Consider the following 15225-nt stretch of genomic DNA (forward strand, 5'->3'; position numbering starts at 1 on the left):
ACTTGCTTTTGTTTTCCCCTTGTTTGGGGCAACCCTGCCAGCTTAGACCGGAGTCCCGCTGAGAGTCAAGTCCGGGCCGGAGCAAATCTGGTGTGATCTGCGCCACGCGCCTGGGCTGTTGACCCTAGCTTACACGCTCAATCTCTGCGCCCAAATCGGCCAGGTTTTCCACGAACCGTGGGTAGCCCCGATCGATGTGGAACACGTCGTGCACCTCGGTCTCGCCGTCGGCCACCAGGCCGGCCAACACCAGGCCGGCACCAGCACGGATGTCCGATGACCAGACCGGTGCACTGGACAGCTGCGGGATCCCGCGCACCACCGCGTGGTGGCCGTCGGTGCGGGCGTCGGCGCCCAGCCGGATCATCTCCTCGACGAACCGGAACCGGGCCTCGAACACGTTCTCGGTGATCATCGAGGTGCCCTCGGCGATCGACGCCAAACCGATGGCCATCGGCTGCAGGTCGGTCGGGAACCCCGGGAACGGCAGGGTCGCGACGTTGACGGCCTTGGGCCGCTCGTACTGCACGATCCGGAAGCCGTCGTCGGTCTGGGTGACGGTCGCGCCGACGTCGTGCAACTTGTGCAGCACGAGTTGCAGGTGCGCGGGGTCGACCCCGGTGACGGTGACGTCGCCGCGCGTCATTGCGGCCGCGATCCCCCAGGTGGCGGCCACGATCCGGTCGCCGATCACGCGGTGTTCGGTCGGGTGCAGCTTGTCGACGCCGGTAATGGTCAGGGTGGACGTGCCGGCCCCTTCGACCTGGGCCCCCATCTGGTTGAGCATGTCGCACAGGTCGACCACGTCGGGCTCGCGGGCCGCGTTGTGGATCACGGTCACGCCCTCGGCCAGCACCGCGGCCATCAGGATGTTCTCGGTGGCGCCCACCGACGGGAACTCCAGCTGGATCTCGGCGCCGTGCAACGACTCGGCCTCGGCGACCACGCAGCCGTGCTCGATCCGGCATTCCGCACCGAGTTTGCGCAGTCCGGCCTGATGCATGTCCAGCGGCCGGGACCCGATCGCGTCCCCACCGGGTAGCGCCACCCGGGCGCGTTTGCACCGGCCGACCAGCGGACCCAGCACGCACACCGACGCGCGGAACTGACGGACCGCCGCGAAGTCGGCGTCGTACTTGGGTTCGTCCGGCGAGGTGATCCGCACCACGTCACCGTCCAGCTCGACGGTGGCACCCAGGCCGCGCAACACCTCGGCCATCAGCGGGACGTCGAGAATGTCCGGGCAGTTGGTGATGGTTGTGGTGCCCTCGGCCAACAGGCTGGCAGCCATCAGTTTGAGCACGCTGTTCTTCGCTCCACCGACGGCCACCTCGCCCGACAACCGGTTACCGCCGGTCACCACGAAACGCTCGCTCACGCGGTCAGTGTAAACAGCGCAGGCAGCGGTGTCAGTCAGCCGGCAACAGCACCCGGGTACCGTTTTGGCCATGGCCGTGCACTTGACTCGCATCTACACCCGCACCGGAGACGACGGCACCACGGGACTGAGCGACTTCTCCCGGGTGTCCAAGAACGATGTCAGGTTGACCGCCTATGCGGACTGCGACGAAGCCAACGCGGCCATCGGCACCGCGATCGCGCTCGGTAACCCCGATGCCCGGATCACCACGGTGCTGCGCCAGATCCAAAACGATCTGTTCGACGCCGGCGCGGATCTGTCCACGCCGCTGGAGGAGAACCCCAAGTACCCGCCGTTGCGCATCGCCCAGGACTACATCGATCGACTCGAGTCCTGGTGCGACGAGTTCAACGAGACGCTGGCCCCGCTGAACTCGTTCATCCTGCCGGGCGGAACCGCGCTCTCGGCGTTGCTGCACGTGGCCCGCACGGTGACCCGGCGTGCCGAACGCTCGGCCTGGGCCGCGGTGGACCAGCACGGTGACGCGGTCAGTGTATTGCCGGCGAAGTACCTCAACCGGCTCTCGGATCTGCTGTTCATCCTGTCCCGGCTGGCCAACCCGGACGGCGACGTGCTGTGGGTGCCGGGTGGCCCCACCGCGCAAGAGTCGGCCGAGTAGCCCGGCCGGCGCGCCGAAACTAGCGCGCTACCGGCTGCGGCGCCGGGAGCGCGGTGAGGGCCGCGATTCGAACCAGGACAGGAACGCCGTCAACGCGCCGCGATCCAGCGCGATCTCATAGCCGCTGCGTTCCTCCGGCCGTTCGGCGGTGTTGTCACGCAATTCGAGGACGACGATCTCGGCGGTCATGATGTCGAATTCGTCGCCGCGGGGGCCGCGGCGCGACACGATGTCGATCCCGGGACGGCTCAGTCTGCGGTCCGGCCACCAGCGCACACTGGACAGCCGATAGAACACGGCTTCGCTACCGCGGTAGCGCACCACACCGTGGCGCCACCCGTGGCCACCCACGGCCGGGATGTCGCGCAGGATGGCTGCGGTGCCACCCTGGCGCAACTTCCACAAGCGGTAAACCAGTGCTGCCAGCAACAGCAGCAGCACGGCCACCAGCACGACCATGACGATCATGGGCGTGCGCATGGCGGCCTAGTCGAGTTGCCCGACGGCGCGCAGCCGGGCGCGGCCGCGGGCCGCGACCGCTGGGTCCTCGGATTCGGCGTCGGCCTTGGCGGCGTCGACGTCGACCTCGGACTCGAACTCCGCGGACTCGGCCAGGATGATGACGCCCTCTTCGGTCACCGACAGGAATCCGCCGTCGACCGCGATGCGCAGATCGTCCTCGCCCTCGCGTTCCACCCGGACCATCGCGTCGTCGACCAGTTGGGCCACCAACGGAATGTGCCGTGGCAGCACGCCGATCTCACCCGCGGTGGTGCGGGTGAACACGAAGGTGGCCTTACCCGACCACACGCTGCGTTCGACGGCGACGATGTCGACATCCAGTTCAGCCACCGGACACCGCCTTTCGTTGACTCGTGCTCACCGAACTCACAGCTTTGCGCCGAGGCTCTCGGCCTTCTTGGCGAGGTCGTCGAGACCACCGATGAGGAAGAACGCCTGCTCGGGCAGGTGGTCGAACTCGCCCTTGCACAGCTTGTCGAAGGCCTCGATGGTCTCCTTGAGCGGCACGGTCGAACCCGGCTGGCCGGTGAACTGCTCGGCGGCCATCATGTTCTGGCTCAGGAAGCGCTCGATCCGACGCGCCCGGTACACCAGCACCTTGTCCTCTTCGGACAGCTCGTCGATACCGAGGATCGCGATGATGTCCTGAAGGTCCTTGTAGCGCTGCAGGATTCGAATGACTTCCTGGGCCACCCGGTAGTGCTCGTCGCCGACCACGCTGGGGTGCAGGATGGTCGAGCTGGACGCCAGCGGGTCCACCGCCGGGAAGATGCCCTTGGAGAACACCGCACGAGAAAGCTCGGTGGTGGCGTCCAAGTGGGCGAAGGTGGTGGCCGGAGCCGGGTCGGTGTAGTCGTCGGCGGGCACGTACACGGCCTGCATCGAGGTGATCGAACGACCACGGGTCGAGGTGATGCGCTCCTGCAGCTCGCCCATCTCGTCGGCCAGCGTGGGCTGGTAACCCACCGCCGAAGGCATCCGGCCCAGCAGGGTCGACACCTCGGAACCGGCCTGGGTGAACCGGAAGATGTTGTCGATGAACAGCAGCACGTCCTGGCCCTGCTCGTCACGGAAGAACTCGGCCATGGTCAGGGCCGACAGCGCGACGCGCATACGGGTGCCCGGCGGCTCGTCCATCTGACCGAACACCAACGCGGTGTCCTTGAGCACGTTGGCGTCGGCGAGCTCGACCCACAGGTCGTTGCCCTCGCGGGTGCGCTCACCCACGCCGGCGAACACCGAGGTACCACCGAAGTTCCGGGCGATACGGTTGATCATCTCCTGGATCAGCACGGTCTTGCCCACACCGGCGCCACCGAACAGCGCGACCTTGCCACCACGCACGTACGGGGTGAGCAGGTCGACGACCTTCAGGCCGGTCTCCAGCATCTCGGTGCGGGGTTCCAGCTCGGAGAATGCCGGCGGCTTGCGGTGGATCGACCAGTGCTCGAAGTCCTTGCCGTAGCCGGGCTCGTCGAGGCAGTCGCCCAGCGCGTTGAACACGTGGCCCTTGACGCCGTCGCCGACCGGCACCGAGATCGAGGCGCCGGTGTCGACCACCTCGACACCGCGGACCAGGCCGTCGGTGGGCTGCATGGAGATGGTGCGCACCAGGTTGTCACCGAGGTGCTGAGCCACCTCCAGGGTCAGCGTCTTGGACAGCTCCTTGAAGGAGATCTCCGCGTGCAGGGCGTTGAACAGCTCGGGGACCGAGCCGCGGGGGAACTCGACGTCCACAACCGGGCCCGTGATGCGGACCACGCGCCCGGTGGTTTCCTTCTTGGTTTCTGCGGGGGCAGTCATATCTCTTCGCTTTCCTGAGGCGTGGTTGTGAGGTCTGGTCTATTTCGCATCGGCCAGGGCGTTGGCGCCGCCGACGATCTCGCTGATTTCCTGGGTGATCTGGGCCTGCCGCTCGCGGTTGGCTTCCAGGGTCAGGGCCTTGATCAGCTCGTCGGCATTGTCACTGGCTGCCTTCATGGCCCGCCGGCGTGACGCCGACTCCGATGCGGCGGCTTCCAGCAGCGCCGCATACACCCGGGTCGCGACGTAGCGCGGCAACAGCGCACCGAACAGGGTCTCGGCGTCGGGCTCGAAGGAGAACAGGGTGTGTGGCCCGCTCGCCTCCTCGCCGACGTACTCGACCACCATCGGCGCGATCCGCCGGGCTTCCGCGGTCTGCGAGAGCATCGAACGGAACTCGGTGAAGACGATGTGCAGTTCGTCGACGCCGAGGATGCCGTCGGCGCCGGGGTCGTCACCTTCGTCGTCGGCACCGGCCATGAACACCTCGACCAGGGTGTCGGCGATCTCCCTGGCGTCCTCATAGGTCGGACGCTCGGAGAAGCCGGCCCAGGACTTGGTGATCGGACGGTTCCGGAAGTTGAAGTAGCCCAGGGCCTTACGACCCACGACGTACAGCTCGGGCTCCTTGCCCTCGTCGCGCAGCAGGGCCAGCAACTCCTCGGACCGACGCAGCACGTTGGCGTTGTAGGCCCCGCACAGACCGCGATCCGAAGACACCACGAGCACGGCTGCGCGCTTCGGGTTCTCGCGTTCCACAAGCAGCGGATGATCCAACGCACTGGCGCCGGCCAGGTTGGTCAGCATGTTGGTGATCTCGTCGGCGTACGGCCGGGCCGCTTCGACCCGGGCCTGCGCCTTGGCGATCCGCGAGGTCGCAATCAGCTCCTGGGCCTTGGTGATCTTCTTGATCGACCCGGCGGAGCGGATGCGGCCGCGCAACTCGCGCAGTGTGGCTGCCATCGGTTAACCAGACCTACTTCTTCTTCGGCGGAGCGGGCTTGCGGACCTTGACCGATTCCTTCTCGACGTCATCTTCGGACAGTGCCTCGACGTGCTCGTCGACGACGACCGAGCTGCCGTCGGTGGCCTGGAAGCCCTTCTTGAAGTCGTTGACGATGGTCACGAGCTTCTCTTCGGTTTCCTCGGTCAGCTTCTGGCTGTCCCGGATCTCACCGAGGACGTCGCCGTGGCTGGCCTTGACGTGCTCGAGGAAGTCGGCCTCGAACCGCTGCACGTCCTCGACCGGCACCGAGTCCAGGTGGCCCTTGGTGCCCAGGAAGATCGCCACCACCTGCTCCTCGACCGGCAGCGGTGCGTACTGCGGCTGCTTGAGCAACTCGACCAGGCGGGCACCACGCTCCAGCTGAGCCTTGGAGGCTGCGTCCAGGTCGGACGCGAACGCGGCGAAGGCTTCCAGCTCGCGGTACTGCGACAGGTCCAGACGCAGCGAACCGGCCACCTCTTTCATGGCCTTGATCTGGGCGGCGCCACCGACGCGAGACACCGACACACCGACGTTGATGGCCGGTCGCACACCCTGGTTGAACAGGTCGGACTCCAGGAAGCACTGGCCGTCGGTGATCGAGATGACGTTGGTCGGGATGTAGGCCGAGATGTCGTTGGCCTTGGTCTCGATGATCGGCAAGCCGGTCATCGAACCGCCGCCGAGCTCGTCGGACAGCTTGGCGCAGCGTTCCAGCAACCGGGAGTGCAGGTAGAAGACGTCACCCGGGTAGGCCTCACGACCCGGCGGGCGGCGCAGCAGCAGCGAGATGGCGCGGTAGGCCTCGGCCTGCTTGGTCAGGTCGTCGAACACGATCAGCACGTGCTTGCCGTCGTACATCCACTGCTGGCCGATGGCCGAACCGGTGTACGGGGCCAGCCACTTGAAGCCGGCCGAATCGGACGCCGGCGCCGCCACGATGGTGGTGTACTCCATGGCGCCGCCCTCTTCGAGCGCGCGCTTCACGCTGGCGATCGTGGTGCCCTTCTGGCCCACCGCCACGTAGACGCAGCGAACCTGCTTCTTCGGGTCGCCGGATTCCCAGTTCTCGCGCTGGTTCAGGATGGTGTCCACACAGACGGCGGTCTTGCCGGTCTTGCGGTCACCGATGATCAGCTGGCGCTGGCCGCGGCCGATCGGGGTCTGGCTGTCGATGGCCTTGATGCCGGTCTGCAGCGGCTCGCTGACGGACTGACGCTGCACCACCGAGGGCGCCTGCAGTTCCAGCGGACGACGGATGTCGGTCTTGATCTCGCCCTGGCCGTCGATCGGCTCACCGAGCGGGTTGACGACGCGACCCAGGAACGCGTCACCGACCGGCACCGAGAGCACCTCACCGGTGCGCTTGACCTGCTGGCCCTCTTCGATGTTCTCGAAGTTGCCCAGGATCACGGTGCCGACGCTGTGCTCATCGAGGTTCAGCGCGACGCCCAGCACGCCACCGGGGAATTCCAGCAGCTCTTGGGTCATCACCGAGGGCAGGCCCTCGACGTGGGCGATGCCGTCACCGGCGTCGACCACGGTACCGATTTCTTCACGCCCTGAGTCGGCGGAAAACGAGGATACGTAGTCCTCGATCGCTCCTTCGATGTCAGCAGCGGAGATTGTCAACTCTGCCATGGTTTCTCGTCTTCCTACCTAGCTCTTACAGGGGTGGTCTTGGGGGTGGGCCCGGATCAGTCCGGCAGCCCGCTCCTGGCCGCGGCCAGTCGCGAAGCGATGGAACCGTCGATCACCTCGTCGCCGACGGCGATGGACAGTCCGCCGAGCAACTCGGGCTCGACATGCAGTTGCACGTACACCGGACGGCCGTAGATGCGGGTCAGCACCTCGGTCAGCCTGCTCCGCTGCGGATCGGTGAGATCGGCAGCGGCGGTCACGTGCGCGACGACCTCGCCGCGCCGGGCCACCGCGAGCTCGGCCAAATCGGTGACGGCTTCGTCCACCCGCTGGCCGCGGCCCAACCGGATGGTCTGGACCAGCAGGGCTTTTGCGGTGGCGTTGACGCTCTGACCGGCGAGCACCTTGTCCAGCAGGGCGATGCGACCATCGGCCGGGGTGCCGGCATCGGAGAGCACCGAAACCAACCGGGGCTCGGAATCGAGCAGTCGGCCGAACTTGAACAGCTGGTCCTCGACGTCATCGACCTCGTTGGCCGCGGCTGCCCGCTGCAGCAGTGCCAACCGGGCGGTGTGTTCGATACCGGCCACCAGATCGGCTTCGGCCGACCAGCGCTGGCCCACCGCGGACTTCAGCACTGCCAACGTGGGGGCGGACACCTTGCCGGACAGCAAGCGATCCACCAGAGCAGACTTGGCGTCGGCGTCATCGGTCGGCTCGCCCAGATGCTTGGCCAGTGTGCCTTCGGTCTCCAGCAGCCCGACCACCGCGACCAGTTCATCGGCCAGCGTGGTCAAACCGTTGGCGTCCAGGTTGCCCGCGGTGCTGTCGAAGGACTCGGTCAGCGCGGCCAGGGCAGCCCGGCTGGATGCTCGCAGCCCGGCCGATTCCCGGGTGTCGATGACCACCGATGACGGAGCCATCTCGTCCAGTTCGGTCAGGAAGCGGTCCACCGTGGCGGACTGCGCCGCCGGATCGGCGAGGTGGGCGCGCACCAGTTCGTCGGCCTTCTGCACCGACTCCTGGCCCAGTCCGCTGCGCAACTGGCGAACCAGCTGCTGACGCATCAGCTGGATCTGCGCGGCGCCCTGGCCCTTGATCCGCTCGGCTTCCAGGCCGGCCTGTTCACCGAGCGACGCGGCAATCCGCTCGGAATCCTGCCGTGCCTCGTCAGTGACGTGCTGGGCCTCGGCCTGTGCGTCGGCCAGCGCCTTGGCATGCATGGCGTCAGCGTCGGCGAGCTTCTTGGCGGCCGCGGCACTTTCGTCCAGGGCTGCCTTGATCTGCGCCTGCTGCGCCGCCATCAGACGGCGGACCAGCGGAAACACCCACTTGACCATCACGAAAGCGATGATCGCGAATCCGATCAGCTGGCCGATGAAGATCGACATTTAGCGGCTCCCACCTGATTTCACATCGACGCCGAGGATGCGGCTGGCCAGGGTGGCCGACAGTCCGTCGACCGAAGCCTGCAGCTCCGACTCGGTTGCCGACCGCTTCTGGGCCAATTCCGTGTCAGCGGCCTGCACGGTTTCGGCGACCTCGGCGTTGGCCTTGTCGCGCTGCGCCTCGACCACCTGGCGACCCGCGTTGCGGGCCTCGTCCCGGATGCCGGAGGCTTCCGAGCGGGCGGCGGCCATCTTCGCGTCGTAATCGGCCTGTGCAGCAGCGACCTGCTCAGCCGATTTGCGGTTGTCTGCGGCGGTCTTGGCCAGCATTGCCTCACGTTCCGCAAGCACCTTGCTGATCGGCGGCACCACCCACTTGGCGATGACGCCCAGCACGATCAAGAAGATCAGCAGCACCACGAAGAAGGTTCCGTTGGGGATCAGAAAGTTGCTCTGACCCCCGCCCTCTTCGGCGGCGGCAAGGCTGGTAGCCAGCACAAACCCGGTCAAGTCACCCATGCCGACGGATTACTGCAGGCCCGGGGTGGCGAAGACGAACAGCGCCATGAAGGCCAGGTTGATGAAGTACGCGGCCTCCACCAGACCAACGGTGATGAAGAACGGCGTGAACAGCCGGCCCTGGGCCTCGGGCTGCCGGGCGATACCCGAGATCAGCGCGTTACCCGCGATACCGTCACCGATACCGGCGCCGATGGCACCGCCGCCCATGATGATGCCGCCACCGATCAGTGCGCCGGCGGTGATGAGGGCGTTGGGATCGATTTCCATTCCTTTTATCCTCCTAGGTAACTGGTGACGTCACTTGGGATGCCGCCAGAGTTCGTGTGGCCCTACCGGTCTCGGTAGGGGTTCCTTCGGTACTGCTTGCGTCGTGCTCGGTGCTACTCGTCTGGTATTCGCTCAGTGTTCTTCGTCGTGCTCCAGCTCCATCGCCTGGCTGAAGTACAGGATGGTCAACAGCGCGAAGATGAAGGCCTGGATCAGGCCGACGAACAGGTCGAAGGTCTTCCACACGGCGTTCGGGAACCACTGGATGTACCAGGGGAACATCGCGATCAGCGCGACCAGGATGCCGCCGGCGAAGATGTTGCCGAAGAGTCGCAGCGCCAACGAGATCGGCTTGGCCAGTTCCTCGACCAGGTTGATCGGCGCCAGGAACGACACGTGACCCTTGAGCACCCGGATCGGGTGGCCGATGATGCCGCGCCGCCACACGCCGGCGGCGTGGTAGCAGATGAAGACGAACAGAGCCAGGGCCAACACGAAGTTGATGTCCGAGGCCGGGGCCTTGTACAGCTCGCCGGCGCTGCCGTCCGGGTTGCCGAACTGCAGCGGTAGCACCGCAAGCCAGTTGGAAGTGAGAATGAAGATGAAGATGGTCACCGCGAGCGGCAGCACGAACGGCGCGACGCGCATGCCGATCGCATTCTCGATCTGCTGCCGGGCCTGGATGGTGATGGCTTCCCAGAACAGTTGGACGCCGCCGGGCACGCCGGTGGAGGTCACCTTGGCGCGCAGGTAAAAGGCCAGCCCGAGCACGATCACCGCGGTGATCGCGGTGGCCATGATGGTGTCGCCGTTGAACGTCATGCCAAACAGCTCGAACACCATGGTGTGGTGACCGACGTGAATGGCGGGTCCGCCCTCTTCGGCAGCCAGGATGGTCTCAGTCGCCGATGCCGGCAGCATGTGAGTCATCGAGTTCAGCTCAACCCTTCGATTCCGTATCCAAGACGTCCAGACCGTTGGCGCGGATCTTGCGCAGCACCGGGATGCTGGTGCTCATCACCAGCAGGGCCTGGAAGATCGCCAACCCGAACAGCACACCGAGACCACCGATGTCCTTGCAGAAGTATGCAACGAGCAGAGCCGCGACCGAGATGACCAGCAACCGCATGGCGGAGTTCACGGCCATCTTCTTCTTCAGCGGATGCTCCTCGGCGGTGATCGATTCCACCGCGTGCCGCACCAACAGTGCGTTCACCAGGCCCATTGCCAGACCGAGACCGAAGAAGAGACCGAAGCCGAAGTTGCCGATGAACGCCGATGCCGCTACCGCAAGCGCGGTCAATGCAACGCAGATCACGGCCAGGCGAACAGGCCTGAACGCAACTGACGGAAACACCAACGGCGCGTCGTGCGCTGGTGTCGTCACTGCCTCTCCTCATATCTCGCGGTAGCTACATCCCGCCGAAGCGTATCGGAGGGTCCTCGGGCACGCTGAACGCACCCAGGAACTAGCTGCCTGCCTATCAGTCTGTCGCTCGTCCAGCGGCGCCGAACGATCTGGAAATGACCGGTGGGCCGGGCCGTCAACCCGCGAGGTTCTTCGGGTTCTGCCAAAAAGGTACCACATGGTAGGACGCCGAAAACGGGGCCTACTACTTGTCGTCGTACAGCCCGTCCAAACGGCCCGCGAAGTAGTCGTCGAAGCCGTCATCACGGTGTGCCGAATCGGCGTCCAAACCGCCACCGCGGCGCAGTAGCGGGATCACCGTGACCACGCCGGCCACCACGATGGCAGCCAACATCACCGCGCCGGTGTAACGCGGATCGACGAAGATCGTGCTGGCCGCGCCGAACGCGACGATGCCGACCCACAGGTAGATCAACAGCACCACCCGCCGGTGCGAATGCCCGATCTGCAGCAGTCGGTGGTGCAGATGCATCTTGTCCGGGCTGAACGGGCTGCGCCCGGCTCGGGTGCGCCGCACGATGGCCAGCAGCATGTCCAGCGCCGGTACGAACATCACCGCGATCACCAGCAAGAACGGTGAGAGCAGCACGAACACGTCGCGCGCGCCATAGGCGTTCTGCGAGATCGGCCCGGCCGCCGTGGTGGACGCCGCAGCCAGCATCAGCCCGATCAGCATCGAACCGGAGTCACCCATGAAGATCTTGGCGCGGTGGAAGTTATGCGGCAGGAAACCCAGGCACGCGCCGGCCAGCACCACCGAGATCACCGCCGGCGGGTAGAACAGCACATCGCCGCCGTGGTCGTGCAGCAGACCGACCGAGAACAGACAGATGGCCGAGGCGGTGATCAGACCCAGACCGGCGGCCAACCCGTCCAGGCCGTCGACGAAGTTCATCGCGTTGACGATCGACACCGTCAGGGCCAGCGTGAGCAGGATCGAGGCGGTCTGGTCGAGCACGATCGTGCCGACGCCACCGATCGGTATGTAGAGCACGCTCCAGGCCACGCCCATGGTGACCAGCACGCTGGCCGCGGTGATCTGGCCGGCGAACTTGGTCAGCGCGTCCAGACCCCACCGGTCGTCGATCAACCCGATCAGCATGATCAGCCCGCCGGCCACCACCACCGCGGGCATGCCGGTGGAATAGACGAACCCGCGTGTCAGGGCCGGCAATTGGGAGGCCAGGAAGACCGCGGCGATCACCCCGACGTACATCGCCAGACCGCCCATCCGGGGCGTCGGTTTGACGTGCACATCGCGTTCGCGCGGATAGGCCACCGCACCGATCCGGGTGGCCAGCAACCGGACTCCCCCGGTACCGAAGTAGGTGACGATCGCCGCGGTCAGCCCGACCAGGGCAAGTTCGCGCACCGGGACGCCCGCGCCGCGATCGGACAATGCGAGCAGCCCGTCGGCCAGGTAGAAACCTCCGCTCACCACTGCATGCACCGTACTTGACCGGGCGCGCCGCGACGTCCCCGGATCACGGCGCCAGGGTGTCCGGTTCCACGCCCAGCACCTCGGCGATGGCCTGCGCCGCAATCGGCCCCTCGCGCAAAATCTTGGGGCTCGGCCCGGTGAGGTCGACGATGGTCGAGGCGGCCTGCTGCGCGGCCGGCCCGCCGTCCAGGTAGACCTGCACCGACTCGCCGAGCTGCGCGCGGGCGTCGGCGGCGGTCACCGCCGGGGGTTGGCCGGACACATTGGCACTCGACACCGCCATCGGGCCGACCTCACGCAGCAATTCGATGGCCACCGGGTGCAGTGGCATCCGCAGCATCACGCTGCCGGCCGAGTCGCCCAGATCCCACATCAGCGACGGCGCCTGCTGCACCACCAGGCTCAGCGCGCCCGGCCAGAACGCCCGGATCAGTTCCCGAGCCGCGTTCGGCACGGTGTAGACCAGGCCCTCGATGGTGTGCCAGGAGCCGACCAGCACCGGAACCGGCATGTCCCGACCGCGGCGCTTGGCGGCCAGCAGTGCGGCCACCGCCGTCGCATCGAACGCGTCGGCGCCGATGCCGTAGACCGTGTCGGTGGGCAGCACCACCAACTGGCCGCCCTTGGCAGCCGCGACCGCGGCAGCGATCCCGGCGGTCCGCTGGTCGGGGTAGGCGCAGTCGAACGTCTGGCTCATCGGTCCTCCGGGGTTCCGGCTCGCACGGCAGTGACGAAACGGGGTCGGCCCGCCAAATCGGTTCTGGGCGTCACCTGTTCGAACACCGAAGCAGCTCTCACCAGATCGACGGTAGCCGCCGACGTCGAATCGTCGTGTTCGACGGCCAACGCGCCACCCGGGCGCAACCACCGGACCGCCATCTCGACCACGGCCGCGACCACCTGCATACCGTCCGGCCCGCCGAACAGCGCATGGTGCGGATCATGTTCGGCCACTTCGGGTTCCAACACCGCGTCGGCGGGAATGTAGGGCGGGTTGGAGACCACCAGGTCGACCCCACCGTCGAGGTCCGGCAGCAGCCCGGATGCGGTCACGTCAGCCTGGATCAGCTCGACTGCGCTGCCCTCGACGTTGCGGCGCGCGTAGCGCAGGGCGGCCGTCGAGTCGTCGACGGCGATCACCCGGGCGCGCGGGCGGTAGTGCGCCAACGCGCAGGCCAAAGCGCCCGAACCGGTGCACAAGTCGACGATCACCGGTTCCGATCTGTCCGCGACGACGTGCTGCGCCCACTCCAGCAGCGACTCGGTCTCCGGGCGCGGGATGAAGACACCCGGCCCGACCTGCAACAGCAGCGGACCGAAGGCCGCCACACCGGTGAGGTGCTGCAACGGGATGCGTCGGGCCCGGGCGGCGACCAGTTCGCGGTAGCGGCTCAAGAAGTCTTGATCGGGCTCGTCGATGAAGCCCAACCGTCCCCGGTCGACGCCGGCGACGTGTGCGGCCAACAGTTCGGCGTCGGTACGGGCGGTCGCCACGCCGGCGGCCGCCAGCGTGGCGGTGGCCGCCGCTACGGCTGCCCGCAAGCCGGCCGGGGCCGTCATCAGCCCTGTTGCAGCCGGGCTTGTTTGTCGGCGCCGGCCAGCGCGTCGAGCAGGGCGTCGAGGTCGCCGTCAAGCACCTGATCGAGGTTGTGGGCCTTGAAGTTGATCCGGTGATCGGCGATCCGGTTCTCCGGAAAGTTGTACGTGCGAATGCGTTCGCTGCGGTCCACGGTGCGGATCTGGCTGGCTCGATCCGCCGAGGCGTCGGCCAGCGCCTGCTCTTCGGCCAGCGCCTGCAGCCGCGCCGCGAGCACCTGCATGGCCCGGGCCTTGTTCTGCAGCTGTGAACGTTCGTTCTGGCAGGTCACCACGATTCCGGTGGGCAGGTGGGTGATCCGCACCGCCGAGTCGGTGGTGTTGACCCCCTGGCCGCCCTTGCCCGACGAGCGGTACACATCGATGCGCAGATCCGATTCGTCGATCTGCACTTCCTCGACTTCGTCGGGTTCCGGGTACACCAGGACACCGGCCGCCGAAGTGTGCACTCGGCCTTGGGATTCGGTGACCGGCACGCGCTGCACGCGATGCACGCCGCCTTCCCACTTCAACCGCGACCAGACACCGTCGGCGCTGTCACCCTTGCTGGCGATGGACAGCGTCGCGTCCTTGTAGCCGCCGAGGTCGGAGGTGGTTTCGTCGAGCACGGTGACGGTCCAGCCGTGCCGTTCGGCGTAGCGGATGTACATCCGGGCCAGATCCGCGGCGAACAACGCCGACTCTTCGCCGCCCTCACCGGATTTCACCTCGAGCACGATGTCGTCGGCGTCATGCGGATCCCGCGGGGCCAGCATGTCGGTCAGCTGGGTGTCCAGCTCTGCGACCTTGGCTTCCAGCACCGGCACTTCCGCAGCGAAGGACTCGTCCTCGCCCGCGAGTTCGCGCGCGGCCTCGAGGTCACCGCGGGCGGCCTCGAGCTTGCGGTAGGTGGACACGATCGGTGCCACCTGCGCGAACCGGCGCCCGACCTTGCGGGCGTTGGCGGCGTTGGCGTGCAGTTCCGGATCAGCCAGCTGCCGCTCGAGATCAGCGTGCTCGGCGAGCAGCGCGTCGATCGCACTGGCGGTCACTCGAGCCTCCTAACCCGCCGCATCGTTTGGGGACAGAAATCGGCGCCCGCGACCGTCGCGCACACGGCACGACGGGGCGGGCGCCCGGGGCTCAGCTAGCTGTCGGCTGCAGCGTTCTCGGCCGGCTTGTCGGCGCCGGCCTTGCGCTTGCCGTAGCGCTTCTCGAAGCGCGCCACACGGCCGCCGCTGTCCAGAATCTTCTGCTTGCCGGTGTAGAACGGGTGGCACTGCGAGCACACCTCGACCACGATGTGGCCGCTCTCCTTGGTGCTACGGGTGACGAAGCTGTTGCCACAACCGCAGACCACGGTGGTCTCGACGTAGGCAGGGTGAATGCCGGATTTCATTTGGTCCTCTTCAATCGTTGGCCGCCGGGTCGCCCACTCCCCTGACCAGGGACGTTCGGGCGTGAACCGGAACCTGAGGTGGTCGGCGGTCCATTATGCCAGGTCAGCCGCCACCTTCCCAAACGCGGAGTTGCCTGCCGGCATTCCCCGGCCGAGTCGATTCGGCAGCACGGCCGGCGCCGTCCGCGTCGGCCCCTTTCGATCTCGTTGATTT

The 15225-nt window shown here is 66.9% G+C and carries 17 protein-coding genes; 1 reads left to right on the plus strand and 16 read right to left on the minus strand.

Annotated features, from left to right (window positions below; translation table 11 throughout):
- Positions 1–124: 124 nt before the first annotated feature.
- Positions 125–1378 carry a UDP-N-acetylglucosamine 1-carboxyvinyltransferase gene (gene murA, locus AC5Y3P_RS20860; protein ID WP_500047848.1) on the minus strand — a complete coding sequence of 418 codons (1254 nt, stop codon included), beginning with the start codon at positions 1376–1378 and terminating at the stop codon, positions 125–127.
- 70 nt (positions 1379–1448) lie between these two features.
- On the opposite strand from murA, the gene AC5Y3P_RS20865 reads away from it, so the two are divergent.
- A complete protein-coding gene (locus AC5Y3P_RS20865) occupies positions 1449–2039 on the plus strand; it encodes a cob(I)yrinic acid a,c-diamide adenosyltransferase (protein ID WP_500047849.1) in 591 nt (196 codons plus the stop codon).
- Between the two features lie 27 nt (positions 2040–2066).
- Here the strand turns inward: AC5Y3P_RS20865 and AC5Y3P_RS20870 are convergent, their stop codons facing one another.
- The 15 genes from AC5Y3P_RS20870 to rpmE form a co-directional block, all read right to left on the minus strand.
- Positions 2067–2519: a DUF2550 domain-containing protein gene (locus AC5Y3P_RS20870; protein WP_500047850.1), complete on the minus strand. Its 453-nt coding sequence runs from the start codon at positions 2517–2519 to the stop codon at positions 2067–2069.
- 6 nt (positions 2520–2525) lie between these two features.
- Positions 2526–2891: a F0F1 ATP synthase subunit epsilon gene (locus AC5Y3P_RS20875; protein ID WP_500047851.1), complete on the minus strand. Its 366-nt coding sequence runs from the start codon at positions 2889–2891 to the stop codon at positions 2526–2528.
- Between the two features lie 36 nt (positions 2892–2927).
- Positions 2928–4364 carry a F0F1 ATP synthase subunit beta gene (atpD, locus tag AC5Y3P_RS20880; RefSeq protein ID WP_500047852.1) on the minus strand — a complete coding sequence of 479 codons (1437 nt, stop codon included), beginning with the start codon at positions 4362–4364 and terminating at the stop codon, positions 2928–2930.
- Between the two features lie 39 nt (positions 4365–4403).
- A complete protein-coding gene (locus AC5Y3P_RS20885) occupies positions 4404–5327 on the minus strand; it encodes a F0F1 ATP synthase subunit gamma (protein WP_500047853.1) in 924 nt (307 codons plus the stop codon).
- 13 nt (positions 5328–5340) lie between these two features.
- Positions 5341–6990, minus strand: coding sequence for a F0F1 ATP synthase subunit alpha (gene atpA, locus AC5Y3P_RS20890; RefSeq protein ID WP_500047854.1), 1650 nt, complete (start codon positions 6988–6990; stop codon positions 5341–5343).
- Positions 6991–7046: 56 nt separating this feature from the next.
- A complete protein-coding gene (locus AC5Y3P_RS20895) occupies positions 7047–8381 on the minus strand; it encodes a F0F1 ATP synthase subunit B/delta (protein WP_500047855.1) in 1335 nt (444 codons plus the stop codon).
- Positions 8382–8897 (minus strand): F0F1 ATP synthase subunit B, encoded by a 516-nt coding sequence (locus AC5Y3P_RS20900; RefSeq protein WP_500047856.1) that lies wholly within the window; start codon positions 8895–8897, stop codon positions 8382–8384.
- Positions 8898–8906: 9 nt separating this feature from the next.
- Positions 8907–9161 (minus strand): F0F1 ATP synthase subunit C, encoded by a 255-nt coding sequence (locus AC5Y3P_RS20905; protein ID WP_500047884.1) that lies wholly within the window; start codon positions 9159–9161, stop codon positions 8907–8909.
- Between the two features lie 138 nt (positions 9162–9299).
- Positions 9300–10088: a F0F1 ATP synthase subunit A gene (atpB, locus tag AC5Y3P_RS20910; RefSeq protein WP_500047885.1), complete on the minus strand. Its 789-nt coding sequence runs from the start codon at positions 10086–10088 to the stop codon at positions 9300–9302.
- Between the two features lie 19 nt (positions 10089–10107).
- Complete coding sequence (locus AC5Y3P_RS20915; protein ID WP_500047857.1) at positions 10108–10554, minus strand: ATP synthase subunit I; 447 nt, start codon at positions 10552–10554, stop codon at positions 10108–10110.
- A 226-nt stretch (positions 10555–10780) separates the two neighbouring features.
- Complete coding sequence (locus AC5Y3P_RS20920; RefSeq protein ID WP_500047858.1) at positions 10781–12046, minus strand: glycosyltransferase family 4 protein; 1266 nt, start codon at positions 12044–12046, stop codon at positions 10781–10783.
- Between the two features lie 34 nt (positions 12047–12080).
- Positions 12081–12734, minus strand: a complete 654-nt coding sequence (locus AC5Y3P_RS20925) for an L-threonylcarbamoyladenylate synthase (protein WP_500047859.1) — start codon at positions 12732–12734, stop codon at positions 12081–12083.
- Positions 12731–13597, minus strand: a complete 867-nt coding sequence (prmC, locus tag AC5Y3P_RS20930) for a peptide chain release factor N(5)-glutamine methyltransferase (RefSeq protein WP_500047860.1) — start codon at positions 13595–13597, stop codon at positions 12731–12733. Before prmC ends, AC5Y3P_RS20925 begins: the two co-directional genes overlap by 4 nt.
- The gene (gene prfA, locus AC5Y3P_RS20935; protein WP_500047861.1) at positions 13597–14664 is read right to left on the minus strand and encodes a peptide chain release factor 1; all 1068 of its coding nucleotides are present in this window, start codon (positions 14662–14664) and stop codon (positions 13597–13599) included. The genes prmC and prfA overlap by 1 nt, the downstream gene beginning before the upstream one ends.
- Positions 14665–14759: 95 nt before the next feature.
- Entirely contained in the window at positions 14760–15011 is a 252-nt protein-coding gene (rpmE, locus tag AC5Y3P_RS20940; protein ID WP_500047862.1) for a 50S ribosomal protein L31, read from the minus strand.
- Positions 15012–15225: the final 214 nt, after the last annotated feature.

The organism is Mycobacterium sp. NGS45 (genome assembly GCF_059812645.1).

Excerpts from the sequence above, each read along its gene's own strand:
- AC5Y3P_RS20865 (WP_500047849.1), top strand. The coding sequence starts at position 1,449 with ATGGCCGTGCACTTGACTCGCATCTACACCCGCACCGGAGACGACGGC.
- AC5Y3P_RS20870 (WP_500047850.1), bottom strand. The coding sequence starts at position 2,519 with ATGCGCACGCCCATGATCGTCATGGTCGTGCTGGTGGCCGTGCTGCTG.
- atpD (WP_500047852.1), bottom strand. The coding sequence starts at position 4,364 with ATGACTGCCCCCGCAGAAACCAAGAAGGAAACCACCGGGCGCGTGGTC.
- AC5Y3P_RS20885 (WP_500047853.1), bottom strand. The coding sequence starts at position 5,327 with ATGGCAGCCACACTGCGCGAGTTGCGCGGCCGCATCCGCTCCGCCGGG.
- atpA (WP_500047854.1), bottom strand. The coding sequence starts at position 6,990 with ATGGCAGAGTTGACAATCTCCGCTGCTGACATCGAAGGAGCGATCGAG.
- AC5Y3P_RS20895 (WP_500047855.1), bottom strand. The coding sequence starts at position 8,381 with ATGTCGATCTTCATCGGCCAGCTGATCGGATTCGCGATCATCGCTTTC.
- AC5Y3P_RS20900 (WP_500047856.1), bottom strand. The coding sequence starts at position 8,897 with ATGGGTGACTTGACCGGGTTTGTGCTGGCTACCAGCCTTGCCGCCGCC.
- atpB (WP_500047885.1), bottom strand. The coding sequence starts at position 10,088 with ATGCTGCCGGCATCGGCGACTGAGACCATCCTGGCTGCCGAAGAGGGC.
- AC5Y3P_RS20925 (WP_500047859.1), bottom strand. The coding sequence starts at position 12,734 with ATGAGCCAGACGTTCGACTGCGCCTACCCCGACCAGCGGACCGCCGGG.
- prmC (WP_500047860.1), bottom strand. The coding sequence starts at position 13,597 with ATGACGGCCCCGGCCGGCTTGCGGGCAGCCGTAGCGGCGGCCACCGCC.
- rpmE (WP_500047862.1), bottom strand. The coding sequence starts at position 15,011 with ATGAAATCCGGCATTCACCCTGCCTACGTCGAGACCACCGTGGTCTGC.